Source organism: Bacillota bacterium (genome assembly GCA_030019365.1).
Classification (GTDB): domain Bacteria; phylum Bacillota; class Sulfobacillia; order JACIYH01; family JACIYH01; genus JACIYH01.
In genome coordinates this window covers 15,930-36,865 of record JASEFA010000015.1, presented here as the reverse complement: position 1 = coordinate 36,865, position 20,936 = coordinate 15,930, and the positions used below count along the sequence as shown (strand labels likewise).

The following is a 20,936-nucleotide window of genomic DNA, read 5'->3' as shown; positions in this document are numbered from 1 at the left end:
CATGTTTCCGCGGTTGCCCCGGGAGAGGTTTGAGCCGGTGGGGAATGCGGCGGGCGTGGGAGCCTGCCTGGCCCTTGTCTCCGAGAGTGAGCGCCCCGAGGCTGCCCGGCTGGCGCGCTCCGCCGGCTACCTGGAACTGATGACCCTGCCCGGGTATCAGGAGTTATTCCTTTCCTGCATCGGCTTTCCCGGCGCGGTTTCCACTGTGTAGCCCAGAGATAGTCCGGTACCTGCCGCCGGTTCAGGGTCTCCAGGCAATGTGGGCGACATGCGCTCCGGGAGCCGATTCAACGTGGGTGCAGACAGAATGGCTGGTCGCCGGCTGCAACGGGGTCGTGCGGGCTGCAGTCTTAGTGCTCTACGGACTCAATGATATATTGGGTGGCAAAAATAAATTTGCCGGCGAGCAGGATTTTTTGTGGTCATATCGTATTACAAGAGATGAACACTCACCGCGTCGGGAGGTCGTACTGAATGGGTAAGGTCTCGGTTCAATGTTCTCAGGCGCCTGCGGCGATCGGACCCTATTCTCAGGCCATCCGAGCAGGTTCCTTCGTGTTCCTGTCGGGGCAACTTCCCCTTGATCCGGCTACCGGCCAGGTAGTGGGGACTACAGCGGCCGAGCAGGCCCAACAGGCGCTGAGAAACCTTTCTGCCATACTGCTTTCCCAGGGCATGTCGATGGATAACGTGGTCAAGACGACGGTGTTTTTGCAGGACCTGGGGGACTTTGCGGCTGTAAATGAGGTATATGCCGGGTTCGTCGGTTCCGTTCCGCCCGCCAGGTCCGCAGTGGCGGTGAAAGCCCTGCCCAAGGGTGCTCTGGTGGAGATCGAGGCCATCGCCGCTGAGAGTCAGAGCTAGGGTTTGGCAGAAACGTGCCAGGTGGATTCCTGCACGGAGGGAGGAAGAGGGAGACATGAACGGGAGGCGTGGTCGTCGGCTTCGGGACCGGGTGGTGGCTCTGCTGTTGGCCTGCAGTCTGCTTGTCCTGGCCACCGGGTGCGCTAAGCAGCAAGGCCAGGGCGGCCAGCAGCAGCCACCGCGCAAGGTGGTGGTGACCAGCTATGGTGGCGCGTTCGAGGAGTTCTTCCGGTCGGAGGTCATCCCAGGGTTCGAGAAGGAGTACAACTGCAAGGTTGAGCTGGCGGTGGGGCTGGCCAAGGACTGGCTGGCGAAGCTGCGTGCGGCAGGAGTGGACAACCCGCCTTACGACGTGGTGATGACCAATGAGATCTGGGCCAGCCAGGAGCGGGCGGAAGGCTTCTTTGTTCCGCTGCCGCCAGATAAGGTCCCCAGTCTGAAGGATGTGCACCCGTTGCTGCGCAACAAGGACGATAACGGTGTGCTGGGCCTCGTCCAACCCATTGGGATTGCTTACCGCACGGACCGCATCAAGAATCAGCCTACCAGTTGGAAGGATCTGTGGAAGCCCGAGTACAATGGCAGGCTCGGGTTGTACACCATTACGAATTCTGCCGGCATGATGTTTGTGTTGCTCGTGGCCAAGGTGTTCACCGGAGACCAATACAAGATTGATGCGGCGCTGGAGGAAATCAAGAAGCTCAAGCCGTTCAAGCAGACCGACTTCTCGGGCGACATGGAGAAGCTGCTCTCCCAGGGGGAGATTGACATCGGGATCCTTGACGCCCCCGCGGTGGCCCGGCTGCGGCGCCAGGGGCTGCCCATCGCGTGGGTGGCGCCCGCCGAGGGCGTGTTCATGTTCGAGCAGGACTTCAACGTCACGAAGGGGAGCAAGGTGAAGGATCTGGCATATGCCTGGATCGATTACAACCTGCGGCGTGACTTGCAGGAGAAGTGGATGAAGAAGTTCTTCGTAACACCCGCCAACACGAAGGTGGCTGTGCCTCCGGAACTGCAGGCGGACATTCCCATCCACGGCGACAAGATCAGCACCATCCTCACCTGGGATTGGGAGTGGGTGAACCGGGAGAAGCAGTCCCTCACCGAAAAGTGGAACAAGGAATTCACCCGGTAGGCCGGGGTCTGGTGGGAGGGTGAGGCCAGTGGCGGAGCTACGGCTGGTCGGGCTGACGAAGCGGTTCGGCATTATTACGGCAATGGACAGCCTCGACCTGTCCGTGGGTGACGGGGAGTTGCTGGCCCTGCTTGGGCCAAGCGGGTGCGGCAAAACGACCACGCTCCGGTGCATCTCAGGGTTTGAACTGCCGGACGAGGGCGACGTTTTCTTCGGGGACAGAAGGGTCACCATGCTCCCTCCTGACCAGCGGAACATCGGTATGGTGTTCCAGAATTATGCGCTGTTCCCCCACATGACGGTGTACGAGAACATCGCCTTCGGTCTCCGGCTGCGCCGACACTCGAAGGCAGAAACAGATCGCCGCGTGTTCGAGGTGCTCGAACGCGTGGGACTGAGTGGGGTGGAAAGACGGTACCCCCGCCAGCTCAGCGGCGGCCAGCAGCAGCGCGTTGCCCTGGCCCGGGCCCTGGTAGTTTCGCCTTCTCTCCTGCTTCTGGACGAGCCCCTGGCTAACCTGGATGCCAAGCTCAGGGAGGAAATGCGGTTCTACATCCGCTCCCTGCAGAAGAGTGTCCGCATAACGACAGTATACGTCACGCACGACCAGGCGGAAGCCATGGTCCTGGCGGATCGGGTGGCGGTGATGTTTGCCGGCCGTCTCGCACAGGTGGACGCGCCGGTGGAAGTCTACCGCCACCCTGCGTCCGCCGAGGTTGCGCAGTTCATCGGGCTTGCGAATTTCCTGACGGGGACGGTCCGCGAGGTATTGCAGGCGGGCTGCAGGGTGGAAACTTCTGTGGGTCTCGTGGAGTGTGCCGAGAGCAGGGGCCTGGCGGTCGGCGACCGGGTGGTTCTCACCGTGCGGCCTGAGGCTCTGTCCCTGCACAGGGCGGGGTCAGCCGGGCGAGCTGTTCCCGGTCGCAATGTGATGAGGGGCGTGGTGAGGGAAGGCGCGTTCCTGGGTAACACCGTTGACTATCGGGTGGAGGTGGGGGATGGTTCCGTACTGCGGGTGCAGGGAAGCCCCGTCGAGATACTGGAGTTGGGTGCTGAAGTGGATCTGTCCTTTTCACCTTCCTCCGCCTGGCTCATACCCGCATGACCCCGGAGTTGAACGGGAGGCGTTTTACCATGGGTGACTGCCGGTTGATCTCGCAACAGGATGCCGAGGACCTGGTGAGAGGGGCCACCATGTTCGGTACGGGGGGTGGGGGGAGCCCGGAGGAGGGACGTCGCGCGCTGGCTGAAGTCCTTGCCGGCGGGTTAACAGTGGGTTGGGTTGACCCCGAGTCGATACCGGACGGCGACTACACCATGTGCGTCAGCTTCATGGGTAACCGTGCTGGCCTTACCCCCGAAGATGAGGGGAAGAAGCTGGCCCTGGGGCTGACTGACTTCACGTATCCTGACAACATGCATAAGGCGGCCGAAGTGCTCATGGAGGAGCTGGGTTTCCGGCCCAAGTACGTTGTCTGCCCGGAGCTGGGGGGATCGAACACTCCCGTCCCCCTGTGTACGGCAGCGAGGCTGGGGATGCTCGTGGCGGACGGCGACTATGCGGGCCGAGCGGTTCCAGAGATCGCCCAGTGCACCCCCTGCCTGTACGGTCTGCCCATCCTCCCCATGGTGAGTGTTGACAAGTGGGGGGACATAACGGTCATGCGGGCGGCCCGAAGCTGCGGGATGGCCGAGCGGGTGGGCAAGATGCTGGCCATGGCTGCGTTCGGCAATACCGCACTGGCGGGATTCGTGCTGTCCGGCCGGGACACCAGGCGGGTGCTTGTCCGGGACACCCTGTCGGAGTCTCTGCAGGTGGGGCGCGCGATCAGGGAGGCACTCGAAAACGGAAGGGATCCCGTGGATGCCGGCGCGCGGGCCACGAGAGGAAAGGTCCGGTTCGTAGGAGAACTGGCCCGCACTGACGCGGGTGTTGTGGACGGCTATTACCAGGGTTATCACCGTTTCGTCGGCCACGGCGAGTGGCAGGGTCAGGAGGCACGGGTCTGGTTCCGCAACGAAAACCACGTGATGTGGGTGGGCGACCTGGTGGTGGCTACGTCCCCCGACCTGATCATGCAAATGGATCCCTCGTGCGGGGAGCCGGTCCCGAACCACTCGCTGGAACTTGGCCGGTCCGTGGCCCTTTTGGTTGCACCCGCGCGAAAGGTGCACCGGAGTCCCGAGGCGATTGAGCGGCTTGGACCGCGGCACTACGGTTTTGATATCGACTACCGCCCCGTATCCGACACGGCTGGGGATGGGGGGGAGTGAGTTGGCAACCGGGGCACGGAGGAAGGTGCTGACGACGACATTCCTGCTTCTCGTGCCGTCGGTGTTGCTGATATCGTTCTTGCTCGTCGCACCGTACTGCTACATGGTGCCGATGAGCTTCTTCAAGCCGGGGCAAATAGCGGGGTACGAGAAGGTATTCACACTGGCCAACTATGCGAAGGCGCTGGGCGATGGGTACTACCTGCGCATCATGGGGTGGACCGTGTTGTACAGCGTGGCCACGACCGTGGCATGCCTGCTGCTGGGGTACCCGGTCGCGTATTACCTTGCGCGGGCGCGCACCAGGTGGAAGGCGCTCCTGACGATAGGGATCCTGTCGCCGCTGCTGGTGGGCGTGGTCATCCGGTGTTACGGGTGGATGGTGCTCCTGGCAGACAGCGGGCTCATCAACAGCGTGCTGACCCGGGTGGGCGCCGGACCATACCACCTCATGTACAACCCGTTTGGGGTTATGCTGGGACTGGTACACATCAACCTGCCGTTCGTGATCCTCTCCCTCACGGGGAGTATCCAGACGATAGACCCAGCGTTCGAGCAGGCAGCCAGGAGCTTGGGTGCTTCGCCTCCGCTTGCATTCTGGCGGGTGACGCTGCCCATGAGCTTGCCGGGGGTGTATTCGGGAAGCCTGCTGGTGTTCCTGCAGGTGGTAAGCGCCTATGCAATCCCTGTGCTGCTGGGCGGATTCCAGGTGATGATGACTCCCATCCTGGTGGTGCAGCAGGTGATGGACATATTCAACTGGCCGTTTGGTTCTGCGCTGGCTATGGTTCTGTTCGCGGTCTCGGGATTACTCATCTTCCTGTACACGCGGGTGATGAATCGGCTCATGAGGGGGCTCGCGTAGCGTGAAGAGAAGGCGGCGGCAGCGGAGCATCGGGCTGGGCGTGTTTGTTGCCGTGATATACGTGTTCCTCTTGTTACCCATAGTGATCGTAGTGCTGGCGGCTTTCAACGCCGGCGAGTACCTGACGTTCCCGCCCCAGGGGCTGTCATTGCGCTGGTTCAGGAAGTTTTTCGAGAGTGAGCCGTTCATCAGGTCGTTCGTGTTCAGCCTGAAGCTGGCATTGGCCGCGACCTGCATCTCAACTGTGGTCGGAACGATGGCGAGCTTTTACGTTGTCCGGCACTCGCGGAAGGCTAGAGACTTCCTCAGGATCTTCCACGCGGCGCCCATGATGCTGCCGGGGATGCTGACCGGGACGGCCCTCCTCATCTTCTTTTACAGTATAGGTCTGGGCGGGACATACCCTGGCCTGCTCCTGGGTCACGTGCTGGTTACGATTCCTTACGTGTTCCTGGCGGTGAGCACCGCACTGTACAACTTTGACCGCTGTCTGGAGGAGGCGGCGCGGAGCCTGGGAGCTGGCCCGGTGGCCACGCTCCTCCGGATCACCCTGCCCCTCGTGAAAGGGGGGCTCATATCCGGGGCCATGTTTTCCTTTATTACGTCATTCGACCAGTTCCCGATTTCCCTGCTGCTCTCAGGGGTCGGGATGACGACGCTCCCGATTCAAGTGTTTGACTACTTGCGTTTTCAGTTCGATCCTACCGCTGCAGCGGTGGGTACCGTAACCATTGCCATGACCGCGTTTGTGATCTTTGTCACCGAGAGGTTCGTCGGCCTCGAGAGTATATACTGGGGCGGCAAGTAGCCGGGGAGGTAAGGAAGCATGTCCACCACGTTCTTGAGGGAGCCGGAAGACATCGAGGCTTTCCTGATCGGGCTCACCCTTTTCGCCACGGGCGGGGGAGGCGACCCCGGGCGGGGGAGAATGCTCATCGAGAGAGAGCTGTCGGCACAGCGTACGGTGGGATGGACAGATCCCGAGGAGGTCGATGCGGAGGCGTGGTGCGTCAGGGTGAGCAGAACCGGTTCGCCGGCGGCACCCACACCTGCCATGATCGAACTCAGGGAAAACCTGGGGATGCACGAGGAAAACCAGTTTTACTATCATGTGGCCGAGGCAGTGCGTGAACTTGAGGCGGCCACCGGGGTCACGGTGGGCGCGATCGTGCCACCGGAACTGGGCGCCTCCAACACGTGTGTTGCCCTGACCACCGGATCGTACCTGGGCATTCCGGTGCTGGATGCCGACTATGCGGGGCGGGCGATCCCGGAGCTTTCGAATACCACGCCGTGCCTGGGCGGGGGCAAGATCTGGCCCCTTGCCACGGTGGATGCCTGGGGCAACAGGTGCGTGGTCAGGGAGGCACTGAGCCCGCAGATGGCAGAACGGATGGTCAGACACCTGGCCGTGGCGTCTTTCGGGCACACGGGCGTGGCCGGTTTTCTCATGAAGGTGCGTGAGGCCAGGGCGGTTGCTGTCCTGCGCACCCTCAGTGAGGCGTTCCGGGTGGGGAAGGCCATGCTCGACGCGCGGAAGAGCGGCATAGACGTGGCTGAGGCGGGCGCTGCCAGCGCCGGGGGCCGGGTCATCTTCCGGGGAAGAGTTACCCGGGCCAGCGGAGAAAACCGCGATGGCTTCTTCTGGGGGGAGCACGTGATCAGCGGGGAGGACTCGTGGGCGGGTCAGACGCTCAGAATCTGGTTCAAAAACGAAAACCTGGTCAGCTGGGTCGACGAGGAGCCTTACGTCACGGCGCCGGATCTCATCTCCATCGTAGACGTCGACGCCGGGATGCCTCTGACCAACCCCCAGGTGGCCGCAGGCCAGCGTGTGGCGGTGGTGGGGCAGCGCGCCAGACCCCAGTACCGCACGCCGGAGGGATTGGATAACCTGGGGCCGGCTCACTTCGGGTTTGACATTCAGTACCGGCCGATAGAAGAGGTTCTGGCGAAGGGGGAGATGGGCCGGTGACCGCCGCTGGTGGCTCGGTTCGGGTTGGGGTCATACGGGTACTTACCACGGACGACCCGGAGGTGCTGGGAGCGCATGGCAGGATCCTGGAGGCGGCTTTTCCGGGCATGCGCACTTTGTCCCGGTGCATCGCCGACCAGCCCCTGGGGATTTTCGACGAGGCCTCCGAGGGCGTCGCCGTGCCAAAGGTGGTTGCCCTGGCAGCGGAGATGGCGTCCGAGGTCGATGGCCTGGTGATCACCTGCGCTGCTGATCCGGGCCTGGCCGAGGTGCGCAAAGCAGTGGGCGTGCCGGTCGTCGGGGCCGGTTCTTCCGGGGCGGCGGTGGCGGCCGCCCACGGGGAACGCGTGGCTGTCCTGGGGCTGGAAGGGTCCGTGCCGCGACCCGTACGGGAAGTCCTGGGCCGGCGGCTGCTCGGGTTTTATTCAGCTCAGGGCATGCGGACGGCTTGCGACCTGCTTTCCGGTGCGGGAAGGGCAGCCGTGCTTGAGGCGGCAGAGCGGGCGGGGAGGGACGGGGCCGACGTGATGCTGTTTGGATGCTGTGGGCTGTCGAGCATGGGGGTAGTGCCCATCCTGAAGGCTGAGTTCGCTCTGCCGGTGGTGGACCCGGTCGTGGCGGCGGGGGCGATGCTGTGGGAGGTGATCCGGGGTTGGCACGCGTAACTTTGCTTATGGTGGGTCAGACGCCGCGTCCGGACACGCTTGTGCCCGAGTTCGCAGCACTGCTGGGCACGGAATGTGCCGTGCAGGAGGTGGGAGTCCTGGACGGTCTTGAGTCGGCCGAGATCGCCGGGATGGCACCGGTAGGGGACGAGGATCGCATCGTGACCCCCCTGCGTGATGGCCGGACGGTGGTGCTGGCCAAGAAGGCTCTGGTTCCTCTCATCGGTGAAAAGGCGCGCCAGGCGCTCGCGGGCGGCAGTGACCTGGTGGTGCTCATGTGCACGGGGGATTTCCCCGGGCTTGCGAGCGAGCCCAGGCTGGTGCGTTCGTCCGATGTGTGCCATTCGGTGGTCGCAGCACTGGTCGGTGATGGGTTGTTGGGCGTGCTGGTGCCTTTGCCAGAGCAGGTGGCGGCAGCTCAGGCGGCCTTTGCACGCCGTGGCGTGCGGGCGGTAGCGATGCACGCCTCGCCTTATGAGCCTCAGGACAGGATCCAGGAGGCGGCCCGGAGGCTGGCGGAAGCTGGGTGCGACCTGGTGTTCATGAATTGCTTCGGGTACTCTTCTGAGATGAAGTCCCGGGCGCGGAAGGTGTTCCGAGGCCCCGTGGTACTGGCGCGTTCGGTAGTGGCACGGGTCGTCCAGGAAATAGCATCCTCTGCGTAGGGCGAGTCAGAAGGCACGCCACTGTGGGGGGGGGTGGGGGTGGATTTGGCTGTCGATGATCTACTTAACCCGCAGGAGTCCGTGCTCGTCCCCGTGTTGAAGGGCATCGCCCAGACTCTGGGGCCCTGGTTCGAGGTCGTCATCCACGACCTGAAAGAGCCCGATCATTCCCTGGTGTTCATTGAAGGTAAGGTGACGGGCCGCCAGCCGGGTGCTCCTATCACCGACCTGGTGCTCAAGGTGCTCCGCACATACGGGGACCGGGCCGCGGACATCATCGGGTATGAGACACGCGCGAAGGACGGCAGGCGTCTGCGGTCGTCCACCATGTTCTTGCGAGATGAGGCCGGTCGCATCCGAGGCTGTGTATGCGTAAACGTTGACGTGAATGCTTTTGAACAGTTGATGGAGACTTTGAAGCAGTTCACCGCGGCGCAGCCTCAGCCGGTGAGGGCAAACGAGGATGCTGTGGAAACGTTCCCCACCGATGTTTCGGAGGTTCTCGCGCTGCTGGTTGACAGGGCGGTGAAAGGACTGGGCAAGCCGGCCTCCGGCACAGACCGGGCGGAGCGGGTGGAACTGGTGCGGGCCCTTGACCGGAAAGGCACATTCCTGATTAAGGGAGCGGTTGACTATCTGGCCTCGATCCTGGGGGTCTCCCGATACACGGTGTACGCGTACCTGGAGGAAGCCCGGGCCACGAGGGAGGACCTCCTGTGATCCGGGCGCAGTTCACGGTGACGGTGGCGGAAGCGAAGGCCTTGATAGCGCGCGGCATCGCGTCCATGCCAGATGTGAGACGTTCTCTGGAAACCGGCAAGATCCTGCTAAAAGGAGGGACCACGGTATCGGCCCTGGCGGAGGAGCTGGTGGGGGTGCCGCTCCGCATTTCCGGGCGGGTTTCTCCGCGGGGGACAAAGGCGGCCTGGCATTCGGACCATGAGGCCCCCCACAGCATTCTGCTGGAGAAGGGTACCTGGCGGAACATAGATCACCGCTTCGGAGAGGAGGTGGCGTCGCTCGGTTCCGGAGACGTGGCGGTTTTGGGGGCAAATGCCCTCGATCCCTGGGGTAGGGCGGCGATGATGGCAGGCAGCCTGCTGGGTGGCAATCCTGGCCGAGCACTCGCGGGCTTGGTGGCACAGGGTGTCAAAGTGATCGTAGCCTGCGGGCTCGAGAAGCTCATCCCCGGCCCCATCGACGAAGCCGCACAGCGCTGCGGCATGAGGGGTACGTCATGGTCACTCGGCATGCCGGTCGGGCTGATGCCTGTCTTCGGTCAGGTGGTCACGGAAAGGGAAGCCCTGGAGATGCTGTCAGGGACACGTTGCACCGTCATCGGCCGGGGAGGGATAGACGGGGCGGAGGGGGCCACCACCCTGGTGGCCGAGGGCGACGAAGCGCAGGTGCAGGCTGCCATAGCTGCCGTGCTGGGAGTCAAGGGTGCGCGCACCAGCGGCAACCCCGCGACCATGGTGGAGTGCCGGGCAGGCCACCGGCGATGCCGGGAGCACTGGCCGTGCATCTGGAGGCAGTGGGGCAAGCGAGGTTTTGGTAAGTGGGAGTGAGCAACCGGCACTACGTGGTTCATTTTGCGGCAAATCTCGATTGGGGGCGGCAATCAGATGCGGGATGTGGACTGGGAAGCGGTAGGTGAAGAGGCGACGACCCTGCTGCAGGATCTCGTCCGGATCAACACCACCAATCCACCTGGGAACGAGACGGCCGCGGCTTCCTGCCTGGCGGAACTGCTGGCGCGCGAGGGGCTCAGGCCAGGGGTGGTGGAACCTGAGCCGGGGCGCGGTAGCCTGACCTGCCGCCTTCTGGGTTCCGGGGAGCGGGGGGAGCCGCTGCTCCTGCTGTCGCATCTGGACGTGGTGGGCGTGGAAAGGGACAAATGGGAGCGCGATCCGTTCTCGGGTGAGCTGGCCGAGGGATACGTCTGGGGACGGGGGGCGCTGGATTGCAAAGGCCTCACCGTTATGGAGGTCATGGTGCTGTTGCTCCTCTGGCGCAATGGTGAGAGGTTGGGGCGCGACGTGATCCTGGCTGCCACAGCTGACGAGGAGACGGGCGGAAGGCTGGGAGCCGGGTGGCTGGTGTCGAATCGACCTGACCTGGTCGATGCCCCCCACGTGATCAACGAGGGGGGCGGCCATGGTGTCGCCCTGGGCGGCCGGAAGCTCTACACCTGTCAGGTGGGCGAGAAGGGGCGGTGTCGCTTCCGCGTGACGGCCAGAGGCAGCGCGGGGCACGCGTCCCGGCCTGCTTCGGACAACTCCGTGCTCCTCATGGGGCACGTGTTGCAGCGTTTGGGTGCGATGAGGATGCCGGCCCGGGTCACGCGCACGGTGCAGGAGTTCGTACGGATCACGGCAGCGGGGCAGCCACCGGAGATCGCTGGTGTCCTTGAAAAGCTGGCCCAAGGTTGCGAAGTCAGCCCGGAAGAGGCATCTCTGTTGCCCGACGGCCTGGCGGAGGAGCTGTGGGCTCTCACCCGGGATACGCTCAGTCCTACCATTCTGAGGGCTGGCGAGAAGATAAACGTTATACCGTCGGAGGCCAGCGTATGGGTGGACGCCAGGCTGGTACCCGGTTCTGACCCGGATGTGTTCGCTGCTCGGGTATGTGAGGAGCTGTCTTCTGTCGGGGATAGAGTGGAGCTGGAAGTCACGGATGCTGGCCCGGGTCTGGAAGCCGACCCCGACTCTGAGCTGTACCGTTGCATGGCGGACGCGATCGCTCAGGAGGACCCCGGAGCAGTGCTGGTGCCCTTTCTGTCGACCGGCGGCACGGACGCGAAGCACCTGTGCAGGAAGAGCGGGGTCAGGGTATATGGTTTCATGCCCATTCGTCCCGATCCCTGCGCGCCCCGGGGGTCACTGGTACATGGTCACAACGAACGTATCTCGGTAGAAAACCTGGTTTTCGGTGTGCGCGTTCTGTACAATGCGGTGCGCAGGTTCTGCGCCCAGCCGGGGTGATGGCCGAGCGTTTCTGGTGCGGCGGGGCAGTGGAATACCCTTCCTCAAGTACGCGGATTTTGCCGGGTGCAACCCGGGTGACGAGGTGAAGACTGTGGCCAGTTTCATGACACACCTGGAGTGCGCGCGTTGTGGGAAGGTGCACGACGCATTTCGCGAGCAGCACCTCTGCTCGTGTGGAGGCCCGCTTCTGGTCAGGTATGACCTGGACCGGGTGAAGGGGGCGGTGAGGAAAGAGGACCTGGTCGGGCGGGAGGCTTCCCTGTGGCGGTACCGGGAGTTCCTGCCGGTGGAGGATGCCGGGAGAGCCGCCTCAATGGGCGAGGGCTGGACTCCGGTCTTGCCTCTGCGGAGGTGGGGTTCCAAGCGCGGCTTGGGGCGCGTGTACCTGAAGGACGAGGGTCGCAATCCTACCGGGACCTTCAAGTCCCGTGGTGCTGCGGTTGGGGTGACGAGGGCCCTTGAGCTTGGCGCCAGCGACATCGCCATGCCCACTGCGGGGAATGCGGGAGGGGCGTGGTCGCTGTACGCGGCGCGCGCCGGGATACGGTCGCACGTGGCGATGCCTAAGGACGCCCCTTCCGGGGCGGTCAAGGAGTGCGTGGTGGCCGGCGCGCGCACGTATCTGATCGATGGCCTTATCTCCGATGCCGGGAAGTTCATCTCCCGCGGGATCTCCAGGTACGGCTGGTACGATGCTTCCACCCTCAAGGAGCCGTACCGCATTGAGGGCAAGAAGACGATGGGGCTGGAGCTTGCCCAGCAGTTCGGGTGGGAGCTGCCCGAAGTCGTCCTGTACCCGTGCGGCGGCGGGGTGGGGCTCATCGGGATGTGGAAGGCGTTCGACGAGCTGGAGCGGGTGGGGTGGATCGGTCACAAGCGTCCCCGGCTGGTAGCGGTGCAGTCGGAGGGGTGCGCCCCCATCGTGAAGGCCTTCCGGGAAGGGAAGGCCGAGTCGGAGTTCTTCGTGGGGGCGCAGACGGTGGCTGGAGGCATCCGGGTGCCCAAGGCGCTGGGGGACTTCCTCATCCTGCGTGCCATCCGCGACACGGGCGGGACTGCGGTTGCGGTGAGCGACCGGGAGATCCTGACCTTGATGAGGGAGCTGGCCGAAGAGGAGGGGCTCTTCATATGCCCCGAGGGGGCTGCCACGCTGGCAGGCGTGCTGCGCCTGCGGGATGCCGGGCTGGTGGATGCGGGCGAGCGCATCGTGCTGTTCAATACGGGCAGCGGCCTGAAGTACACCGACCTCGTTGCGGCTGACCTTCCGGTTCTCGCGGCGGACGCGCAGCCGGAATAGGGAAGGGAAGATTGTTTGCATAATCGGGCCGGCGATTCCGCCGTAAGCCGGGAGGAGGGTTGGGGCTGCCGGCCGAACGTATATAGCAAAGCGCCCGGACACGGTGTCCCTGTGCTGGAGCTGATAGGATGCCCCTCACGGTTCGGGAAGCGCTCTCTCTTCCTATGCTGGCGGGCAGCGAGGTCCTGGCCGGGTCCGATGGACTTGGGCGCGAGGTCTCCGCGGTTACGGTGATAGACGCCCCTGACGGCATCCAGTTCATCAGGGGCGGCGAGCTGGTGTTGAGCACTCTCTTCCTGTACAAGGGTGGGGTGGAGGATCAGATAACCCTTATCCGGGACCTGCACGGCCGGGGAGCGGCCGGGCTGGGAGTAAAGCTGGAGCGATTCGTGGGTACCATCGGTGCGGACGTGCGGGCCTGTGCCGACCAGTTGTGTTTGCCGGTGGTGAGGCTACCCGGGGACCTGGCGTGGAAGGACATCATAAACGCCGTCCTGCAGGAGTTGCTGGGGCGTCAGGCACGCGAGCTGGCCCAGTCGTGGGAGATCCACCGCCGGTTCATCGACCTGGCGCTGGAAGGGCGGGGCCTGCAGGAGTTGGCGTCGGCTCTGGCTGGTCTGGTCAAGAACCCGGTACTGGTGGTGGAGACGTGCACCGGAGGCGTCTTCACGAGCGGTGATAATTCCGAAGGAGATGGTGCGCCCGAACCCTGGCTTGCCAGCGCGGGGGAGGAGGCCCACCCGGTCATCGGATACGGGGGCATCCGGAGGATCTCGTCCGAGACCGCATCTCCCCGTCTGGTCTGTCCCATCCGGACCGGTCGCCACCAGGGAGGATGGATCGTGGTCTGGGAGCGGGAGGGATCTTTAGACGCCTGGGGGATTACCGCCCTGCAGCACGCCGCCACTGTGGCCGCCCTTGAGGTGGAGAAGCTGCGCGCCCTGAGGAACCTCGAGCGCACGATGCGGGACGACTTCCTGCACCATCTGGTGCGGGGCGACTTTGAGTCCGAGGCGACTGCCCGCGAGAGGGCCTGGAAGCTGGGCTGGGAACTGGCGGAAGCCTACACAGCCGTTGTCTTCAAGTTGGTTTCCACACCGCTGGGGTGGGGAGAAGAGAGGATGCCGCGGCCGGCGTGGAGGGTCCTGGACCTGCTGCAAGGTGCCGGTCTTGAGCCTCGGAGCCTGACTGGAGTCGATCATGCTGAGCGGCCCCTGGTGTTGTTTCCGGCGTCGGCCGGTGAGCGACCGGACGTCGCCGATGATCAGGTGGCGCGGGACGTGCGCCGGCTCGTAGGCGTCCTGGGTCGCGCCCACCCCAGGCTTGAGCTTCTGGCCGGGGTCGGCCGGACAGGGCACGGAGTGCGCGGCGTGCGCGAGAGTTACGGGGAGGCCGTGATGGCGGTGGAGTTGGCCCCCATGGTAGGGGGCAACGCAGTCGTGCAGTTCCGCGACCTGGGAATCCACCGTCTGGTCCGGGATCTCCGCGCGCCGGAGGTAGTCCAGTTCGTACAGGACGTGTTGGGGCCCGTGCTCGAATACGATCGCAAGCACAGAACCGAACTGCTGCTCACCCTGCGTGCCTTTTTAGAGCACGGAGGGAACTATCGGCAAGCGGCCCAGGCACTTTATCTTCACCACAGCACCGTGCGTTACCGCCTTGAGCAGATTGAAAAGCTGTGCGGAGTGAAGCTGAGTTCGGCCCGCGACCGCCTGAACCTGCAATTGGCGCTTTCGTTATGGACGGCTAACAATTTGTACAGCTAGCGGATATCGGGTTGGCCGTTTCGTGTCTTTGGCGGAAGTGGTTCGAACGCGGGCGTGGAACCCCGTCGGTGAGGGCGGGGTTCCGTGTTTGGGGCCGGTCAGGCACGGTGTAGACGGAGGAGCAGATGAGGATGCACCAGTTGCTGCAGAGGTCGTGGGCCCTCCAGCCCCGGCTGGTCGAACTCAGGCGGACGCTGCACCAGTACCCGGAACTCGGGTACGAGGAAGTGAACACCGCCAGGCGCATAAGCGAGTACCTGCGGCAGGTGGGATTGGACGTGGCATTACCTGCCGGAACGGCCGTGGTGGGAATACTCAGGGGCAAGGAACGGGGGCGGGTCGTTGTCCTGCGCTCGGACATGGACGCGCTGGCTGTGGACGAGGTGCCGGGGCGCGAGTATGGTTCGCGTGTCCCAGGCGTCATGCACGCCTGCGGACACGACGGGCACATGGCCATGCTGGTGGGGGCGGCGATTCTGCTCGGGGAGTTGCGCGACTTCCTGCGGGGTGAGGTCCGGTTCGTGTTCCAGCCGGCCGAAGAGAAGCTCCCCGACGGCGGTGCGCGCGCCCTTGTGGGGGCAGGGGTCCTCGACGATCCCCCTGCCGATCTGGCGTTGGGCTATCATGTCTGGCCCGACCTTGCAGTCGGGAAGGTGGGCGTACACCCCGGTGCGGTGATGGCCGCCGCCGACCTCTTCCGGGTGACGTTTTCCGGCCGGGGCGGGCACGGTGCCCTGCCCCACCGCGCGGCGGATGCGGTGCTGGCGGCCTGCCATTCCGTCGTTGCCCTGGACAGCGTGGTGAGCCGCAACGTGGATGCTATTGCGCCGGCGGTGCTTTCCGTAGGCATGGTACGCGGTGGGGAGTCGCCGAACGTGATTCCGGAGGAGGTGACCCTGGCAGGAACTACACGTTACTTTGATGGCGCGCTGGGCGACCTGCTGCGCCGTCGGATTGGCGAGGTGGCCACGGGCGTTGGCCGGGTGTATCGGTGTCGGGCTCAGGTGGAGTACCAGCAGGGCTACCCCGCGGTGGTGAACGACCCCGCCGCGGCGGACCTGGTGGCCTCGGCGGCTGCGGCGGTGCTGGGCGAGCAGGGGGTCTGCCGGAATCTTCCGCCGGCGATGGTCTCGGAGGATTTCTCGTGCTTTGCCCAGCGGGTACCGTCCTGCTACTTCTGGCTGGGCACGCAGAACAAGCGCAAGGGCACCCACCGGCCCCTGCACAGCCCCGATTTTGACCTGGACGAAGAGGTGCTGGCGGTGGGTGCCGCCATCCTGGCCCAGGTGTGCGTGGAATTCCTGGGTTGACGTAGTTTCCGGGGGACGGTTTGGCGTGCCTGCCGGGGGAGGGGTAAAGGTGCGTAAGTCGATGGGGAAGGTCGCGGTCATCGGCCAGGGCGTGATCGGCAGGGGCTGGACGGCCTTCTTCGCCAGCAGGGGGTTGCAGGTCTCTGTTTTCGACCTTGACCCCTCGGCCGCGCGGGCGGCGCTCGGGGGGCTGGCGGAGACGGTCGGTTTCCTCGAGCGAGAAGGACTTGCCCGGCAGGGGGTTACGGCGAGCCTTTCGCGCGCGGTGAACCTGGCACCGTCGCTGGAGGAGGCGGTGGCGGGTGCGGATTACGTGCAGGAGGCGGTGGCGGAGGACTACGACGTCAAGAAGTCGGTGTTCGCCGCTGCCGACCGGGTGGCGGCCCCCGATGCGCTTCTGGCCAGCAGTTCGTCGGGCCTGCTCATGACGGAGATCCAGAAGGTCACTCGGCACCCGGAGAGGTGCCTGATTGCCCATCCCATCAACCCGGTGTACCTGATACCTCTCGTGGAACTCGTCCCGGGTGAACGGACCGCCCCGGAGGCGCTGGCGGTGGCGAAAGGGTTCCTGGAGGGTTTGGGGAAGGTGCCGGTGGTGTTGCGGCGTGAGGTGCCGGGGTACCTGGAGAACCGCATCACCGCCGCCCTGTGGCGCGAGGCCATTGACCTGGTGCACCGGGGCGTTGCTTCCGTGGAGGACGTCGACAAGACCATCTGGGCGGGCCCGGGGCTGCGGTACGCCCTGATGGGGCCGCACCTGATTTACCACCTGGGCGGGGGTCCCGGTGGCATCCGGCACTTCGTCGAGCATCTGCATCCTGCCTTCCAGCAGTGGTGGAGCGACATGTCGGCGTGGACGTCGATCCCCGATGGTGCGGTGGAGAGTCTGGAATCCGGGCTGGAAGAGGTCACGGCAGGGCGCTCGTACCAGGATATGGTGGCCTGGCGCGACGGCATGCTGGTCAAGATGCTCAAGCTTCTCGGTCACGGCCAGCCGGCGATGGGCAACAGGCCAGCTGCAGACCACTCGCCCGGCCAGCAAACCATTTGGCCGGCTAGCAGACGGGGGTGAAGTAGGTGCCCAAGGGCTATTTCAACCGCATCCTCTGGGTCGATCTGAGCACGGGCAGAACCGAGGTGGGCAGCTATCCGGAAGATACGTGGCGCCAGTACCTGGGCGGGTCTGCTCTGGCCACCCGCATCCTGTCCGAGGAGGTGCCTCCGGGTACGGATCCTCTCTCGCCCGACAACTGCCTCATATTCGCCGTCGGTCCCTACCAGGGCACCGGGCTTCCCGGCAGCGCCAAGTGGGCGGTGGTGGGCAAGTCGCCCCTCACGGGCACCTTTGCGGTGAGCACCGGCGGAGCGGAGTGGGGTGTTCGCCTGAAGGGCGCTGGGCTGGAGGCCATCGTGCTGAAGGGGCGGGCCCAGGTGCCGTCTTTGCTCTACGTGAACGAGGACGGGGCCGAGTTGAGACCGACCGCCCTTTGGGGCAGGGATGCGGTGGAGACGGCGGAACTGGCGAAAAGGGAGGTGGGAGACCCGGACGCGGCCGTGGCGACCATAGGCGAGGCCGGGGAAAGGCAGGTGGCCATCGCCTGCATAGCGGCCGACAGCCACAGCTTCGCCGGCAGGTGCGGCCTGGGGGCGGTAATGGGTTCCAAGAACCTGAAAGCGGTGGTGGTATCGGGCCGCCGGCGGGCAGTAGCAGCTGACCCCGAGGCACTGAAAAGGCTGCGCGCGGACCTGGCTGCGCGCCTGGCCCGGGCCAACAGGGACGGCTTCCACGCCCACGGCACGGCAGGGATTGTGAGTGACTGCGAGGCTATCGGTGATCTTCCCATGAAGTACTGGCAGGGGGACAGGTGGCCGGAGGGGGCTGCCCGGATCGGCGGCCAGCGTTTCACGGACCACCTGCGGGCTCGCTCCTGGCCGTGTCACTCCTGCCCCGTAGGCTGTCACCGGCGTATCGATCTCAACGGTGAGTACCGCATACAGGGCGGTGCCGGACCCGAGTACGAAAGCCTGGGGATGCTGGGGGCATGCTGCCTGGTTGATGACCTCGATGCCGTGGCCTGGGCGAACGACCTCTGCAACCGGCTGGGTCTCGACACCATATCTGCGGGCTCCTTTGTGGCGTTCACCATGGAGTGCTACGAGAAGGGCTGGCTGACCCGGGAGGACCTGGATGGCCGGGAGGCCACCTGGGGGAACGGGGATTTCCTGGTTCACCTGGTCGAGCAGATCGGCCGCCGCGAGGGTTTCGGGGCCACCTTTGCCCGGGGCATCCGGGAGGCGGCCAGGGCGGTCGGCCCCCGAGCAGAGGCGATCACGGTAGAGGTGAAGGGGCTCGACTTTCCCGCTCACGATCCCCGCACCTACTTCAGCCTGGCCATCAATTACGCCACCAGCACCAGGGGTGCCTGCCACCTGCGTGGGTTCCCCCATTGCGGCGAGGCCGGAATGATGTTACCGGAGGTGGGCCTGGACAAGCCGCCGGTTCGGTTCTCGATGGAGGGTCAGGCGCAGCTGGCCAAGCTTTTCCAGGACTACTCAACCGCCCTGGACTCGGCCGTTTGCTGTTGCTTCATGCAGATTACGGGCCAGGGGCTGGGGGAGACGGCGCGCGCGATCAACGCCATCACGGGCTGGGACATGACGCCGGAGGAATTCCTGCGGGTGGGTGAGCGGGCATTCAACCTGCAGCGGCTCATCAACGTCGGCGACGGCATCAGCCGCAAAGAGGATCGCCTGCCCCCCAAGATGTTCGAGGCGGCCAAAGAGGGCTTCCGCGCGGGCAAAGTACCGGAACCCTTCGAGGTGACCCTGCTCGAGTACTACGCCCTGCGGGGTTGGGACGAAGACGGCAGACCCAGTCCACCGACCCTGCGCAGCCTCGGATTGGCGCAGGGGTGATCGGGGGAGGGATGCCGTGTGTATCGGCTGCAGTTGCGGCACGGATCGTCTTCTGTTGGTCTGGAACTCCCCGATACCTGGCAGGTAGAGCATGACTTCGGCATTACGGGCGGTGGCGACCTCGCCTGGCCCGATCTCGTCGGGTGCCTGGAGTCCCCAGTGGGTGCCTCTCCTCTGCGGGAAATGGTGCGGCCGGGGCAGCGAGTGTGCATAGTGGTGCAGGATCACACGCGCCCTGGTCCCACCGGAGAAGTGGCAATGGCACTGCTGAACGTACTGGCTTCGGCGGGGGTGCGGGATTGCGACGTCACCGTGCTCGTCGGGGTTGGTACTCATCGGGTGCCCTCGGCGCAGGATATCCGTGCGTTTTTGGGTGATGATGTGCTCAATCGTGTGCGTTGCCTCGCGCACAACTATCGGGACCGCCAGAGTCTGGTGATGGTGGGCAATACCCCCTTCGGTACTCCTGTGTGGGTAAACCGGGAGATCGCTGAGGCGGACTTCGTGATCGGGGTCGGGTCGGTCGTGCCTCACTTTCTGGCTGGTTACGCCGGCGGCGCGAAGGTCATCCTCCCGGGTGTCAGCGGGCTGGAGTCCATCGCGCACAACCACTTCGAGGTTGCCAAGTTCGCCACCGGACCGTTGTACGGTAATGTGACCTCCAACCCGGTGCGGGAGGATATGGAAGCTGCTGCTGCACTCGCGGGGCTGAAATTCGTCGTCAACTTGGTCCCCGACCAGGACGGACTGCCCGTGTACGTGGTGGCGGGGGATCCGGTGAAGGCCCACCGGCACGCTGCTGTGCTGGCGAGCGGCATCTACAGCCTCCGCGTGAGGGTACCGGCGGATGTGGTAATCGCAAATTCGGCTCCCTTCGACATTGATTTGAACCAGGCTGCCAAGGGCCGCTCCGTGGGCGCCCTGGCCCTCAGGCGGGGAGGGAGCTTGCTATGGCTGGGAGGATGTCAGGAAGGGGTGGGCTTTCATGGGCTGATGGAGGACTGCAAGCGGCCGACATTGCTGCACGACCAGACGAGGGAGGAAGTCCATTTCTATTCGCGGTGGCTCACCAGCGGGGAACTGGAGGGGGTATACGGTAACAGCGTACGGTGCGGTGAGCGCGTTTCCGACATCGTGGACCAGATCCGGGCGAAGCACGGAGATTCCGCCCGGGTCATCGTCCTGCGCGCAGCAGCGCTAACGCTGGTTGTGAACGAGAAAGGAGCGAACTGAAGTGGCCGATTATGCAGCACTGCGTGAGAGAATGGACAACGGCGTTCATCCCATTCTTATGACCCCGTTTCGCGGAGAAGAGCAGCATGTGGAGGTCAGCCCTCTGAAGGAGTATATCGAATTCCTTTTCGGAAAGGACCGGGACGGGGCCATTGCCGGATTCCTCGTGGCTGGAGCCAACGGAGAAGTTTATGCCCTCAGTCCCGCGGAGAGGACTGAGGTGATCGGGGCTGCAGTTGAACAGACGCGCGGTCGTGCTCCCGTGGTGGGCGGGGCAGTAGAGCCCGCTACGCATCTGACTATCCAGCGGGTCTGTGAAGTGCGTGATGCTGGCGCGGATTGCGCGATGATAACCAATCCGTTCTACTGCTCTCCGGACGCGGCCGGCGTCCTTGCTCACTATCGCAGGATTTTCGAATCGGTAGATGGATTCCCGCTCATGATTTACAACAACCCGGTGTACACCAACTTTTCCATGCCCCTGGAGATGATGCTGGAATTGACCCGCTACGAGAACTTCGTGGCCATGAAGGATGTGCCTGCGAGCGGCCAGGAGTTTTACACGCGGTGCGGGGCGCTGAAGGGGAAAGTGGCCTACATTAACAACATGGGCGGGGAACTGCATTTTGGCTGGTCCTCATTTGTTACGGGGTGCACGGCCTGCTTCTCCAACGTGGTTCTTTATGCTCCGGAGCCTGTCTTCGCGCTGTACCGGGCAGTGAGGGCGAACGACTTCGCGGGGATCAAGGCGGCGCTCGAGTGGCTGCAGCCGTTGCACAGCCTCTACCACAAGCTGTGCCCGTACCTTGAGAGCTGGCGGACGGGTGGGGGATCTAAATTCCTCAGCATAGTCAAGGAAGGACTGCGCTGGCGCGGCTTCGATTTCGGTGGGTGCCGCTTGCCGGTGTTGCCCTTAAGTGACGACGAAAAGGCCGAGTTGCACGCTGTTCTCAGTTCCATGGGATTGCCGCGCTGACACGGAGG

The 20,936-nt window shown here is 64.5% G+C and carries 20 protein-coding genes; all 20 read left to right on the top strand.

Features of this window, described 5'->3' with window-relative positions; translation table 11 throughout:
* Positions 1–211 (top strand): ASKHA domain-containing protein (locus QME70_13655; GenBank protein ID MDI6895614.1); only part of this gene is annotated, 211 nt, incomplete at its 5' end.
* A 263-nt stretch (positions 212–474) separates the two neighbouring features.
* Positions 475–864, top strand: a complete 390-nt coding sequence (locus QME70_13650) for a RidA family protein (protein ID MDI6895613.1) — start codon at positions 475–477, stop codon at positions 862–864.
* Between the two features lie 55 nt (positions 865–919).
* Positions 920–1,999 carry an ABC transporter substrate-binding protein gene (locus QME70_13645; GenBank protein ID MDI6895612.1) on the top strand — a complete coding sequence of 360 codons (1,080 nt, stop codon included), beginning with the start codon at positions 920–922 and terminating at the stop codon, positions 1,997–1,999.
* Between the two features lie 28 nt (positions 2,000–2,027).
* A complete protein-coding gene (locus tag QME70_13640; GenBank protein ID MDI6895611.1) occupies positions 2,028–3,104 on the top strand; it encodes an ABC transporter ATP-binding protein in 1,077 nt (358 codons plus the stop codon).
* Positions 3,105–3,133: 29 nt separating this feature from the next.
* Complete coding sequence (locus QME70_13635; GenBank protein MDI6895610.1) at positions 3,134–4,273, top strand: DUF917 domain-containing protein; 1,140 nt, start codon at positions 3,134–3,136, stop codon at positions 4,271–4,273.
* A 1-nt stretch (position 4,274) separates the two neighbouring features.
* On the top strand, positions 4,275–5,138 hold the full coding sequence (locus tag QME70_13630) for an ABC transporter permease (protein MDI6895609.1): 864 nt from the start codon (positions 4,275–4,277) through the stop codon (positions 5,136–5,138).
* 1 nt (position 5,139) lies between these two features.
* On the top strand, positions 5,140–5,946 hold the full coding sequence (locus tag QME70_13625) for an ABC transporter permease (GenBank protein MDI6895608.1): 807 nt from the start codon (positions 5,140–5,142) through the stop codon (positions 5,944–5,946).
* 18 nt (positions 5,947–5,964) lie between these two features.
* Positions 5,965–7,113: a DUF917 domain-containing protein gene (locus QME70_13620; protein ID MDI6895607.1), complete on the top strand. Its 1,149-nt coding sequence runs from the start codon at positions 5,965–5,967 to the stop codon at positions 7,111–7,113.
* Positions 7,110–7,778 (top strand): aspartate/glutamate racemase family protein, encoded by a 669-nt coding sequence (locus QME70_13615; protein MDI6895606.1) that lies wholly within the window; start codon positions 7,110–7,112, stop codon positions 7,776–7,778. Before QME70_13620 ends, QME70_13615 begins: the two co-directional genes overlap by 4 nt.
* Positions 7,766–8,443 carry an AroM family protein gene (locus QME70_13610; protein ID MDI6895605.1) on the top strand — a complete coding sequence of 226 codons (678 nt, stop codon included), beginning with the start codon at positions 7,766–7,768 and terminating at the stop codon, positions 8,441–8,443. The genes QME70_13615 and QME70_13610 overlap by 13 nt, the downstream gene beginning before the upstream one ends.
* A 39-nt stretch (positions 8,444–8,482) precedes the next feature.
* On the top strand, positions 8,483–9,163 hold the full coding sequence (locus QME70_13605) for a PAS domain-containing protein (GenBank protein ID MDI6895604.1): 681 nt from the start codon (positions 8,483–8,485) through the stop codon (positions 9,161–9,163).
* The gene (locus tag QME70_13600; GenBank protein ID MDI6895603.1) at positions 9,160–10,011 is read left to right on the top strand and encodes a hypothetical protein; all 852 of its coding nucleotides are present in this window, start codon (positions 9,160–9,162) and stop codon (positions 10,009–10,011) included. Before QME70_13605 ends, QME70_13600 begins: the two co-directional genes overlap by 4 nt.
* A 57-nt stretch (positions 10,012–10,068) precedes the next feature.
* Positions 10,069–11,427, top strand: a complete 1,359-nt coding sequence (locus QME70_13595) for a M20/M25/M40 family metallo-hydrolase (protein MDI6895602.1) — start codon at positions 10,069–10,071, stop codon at positions 11,425–11,427.
* Between the two features lie 106 nt (positions 11,428–11,533).
* Entirely contained in the window at positions 11,534–12,727 is a 1,194-nt protein-coding gene (locus tag QME70_13590) for a threonine synthase (GenBank protein ID MDI6895601.1), read from the top strand.
* Positions 12,728–12,855: 128 nt separating this feature from the next.
* Positions 12,856–14,493, top strand: coding sequence for a PucR family transcriptional regulator ligand-binding domain-containing protein (locus QME70_13585; protein ID MDI6895600.1), 1,638 nt, complete (start codon positions 12,856–12,858; stop codon positions 14,491–14,493).
* A gap of 125 nt (positions 14,494–14,618) precedes the next feature.
* Positions 14,619–15,803: an amidohydrolase gene (locus QME70_13580; GenBank protein MDI6895599.1), complete on the top strand. Its 1,185-nt coding sequence runs from the start codon at positions 14,619–14,621 to the stop codon at positions 15,801–15,803.
* A gap of 49 nt (positions 15,804–15,852) precedes the next feature.
* Positions 15,853–16,875, top strand: a complete 1,023-nt coding sequence (locus QME70_13575; protein ID MDI6895598.1) for a 3-hydroxyacyl-CoA dehydrogenase NAD-binding domain-containing protein — start codon at positions 15,853–15,855, stop codon at positions 16,873–16,875.
* Positions 16,876–16,880: 5 nt separating this feature from the next.
* On the top strand, positions 16,881–18,719 hold the full coding sequence (locus tag QME70_13570; GenBank protein MDI6895597.1) for an aldehyde ferredoxin oxidoreductase family protein: 1,839 nt from the start codon (positions 16,881–16,883) through the stop codon (positions 18,717–18,719).
* A gap of 18 nt (positions 18,720–18,737) precedes the next feature.
* Positions 18,738–19,952, top strand: a complete 1,215-nt coding sequence (larA, locus tag QME70_13565; protein ID MDI6895596.1) for a nickel-dependent lactate racemase — start codon at positions 18,738–18,740, stop codon at positions 19,950–19,952.
* Position 19,953: 1 nt separating this feature from the next.
* Positions 19,954–20,928: a dihydrodipicolinate synthase family protein gene (locus tag QME70_13560; protein ID MDI6895595.1), complete on the top strand. Its 975-nt coding sequence runs from the start codon at positions 19,954–19,956 to the stop codon at positions 20,926–20,928.
* The last annotated feature ends 8 nt before the right edge of the window (positions 20,929–20,936 follow it).

What these genes read in the sequence shown, in the direction of transcription:
- QME70_13580 (MDI6895599.1), top strand. Translation starts at nt 14,619, where the DNA reads ATGAGGATGCACCAGTTGCTGCAGAGGTCGTGGGCCCTCCAGCCCCGG.
- QME70_13595 (MDI6895602.1), top strand. Translation starts at nt 10,069, where the DNA reads ATGCGGGATGTGGACTGGGAAGCGGTAGGTGAAGAGGCGACGACCCTG.
- QME70_13645 (MDI6895612.1), top strand. Translation starts at nt 920, where the DNA reads ATGAACGGGAGGCGTGGTCGTCGGCTTCGGGACCGGGTGGTGGCTCTG.
- QME70_13620 (MDI6895607.1), top strand. Translation starts at nt 5,965, where the DNA reads ATGTCCACCACGTTCTTGAGGGAGCCGGAAGACATCGAGGCTTTCCTG.
- QME70_13650 (MDI6895613.1), top strand. Translation starts at nt 475, where the DNA reads ATGGGTAAGGTCTCGGTTCAATGTTCTCAGGCGCCTGCGGCGATCGGA.
- QME70_13585 (MDI6895600.1), top strand. Translation starts at nt 12,856, where the DNA reads ATGCCCCTCACGGTTCGGGAAGCGCTCTCTCTTCCTATGCTGGCGGGC.
- QME70_13635 (MDI6895610.1), top strand. Translation starts at nt 3,134, where the DNA reads ATGGGTGACTGCCGGTTGATCTCGCAACAGGATGCCGAGGACCTGGTG.
- QME70_13590 (MDI6895601.1), top strand. Translation starts at nt 11,534, where the DNA reads ATGACACACCTGGAGTGCGCGCGTTGTGGGAAGGTGCACGACGCATTT.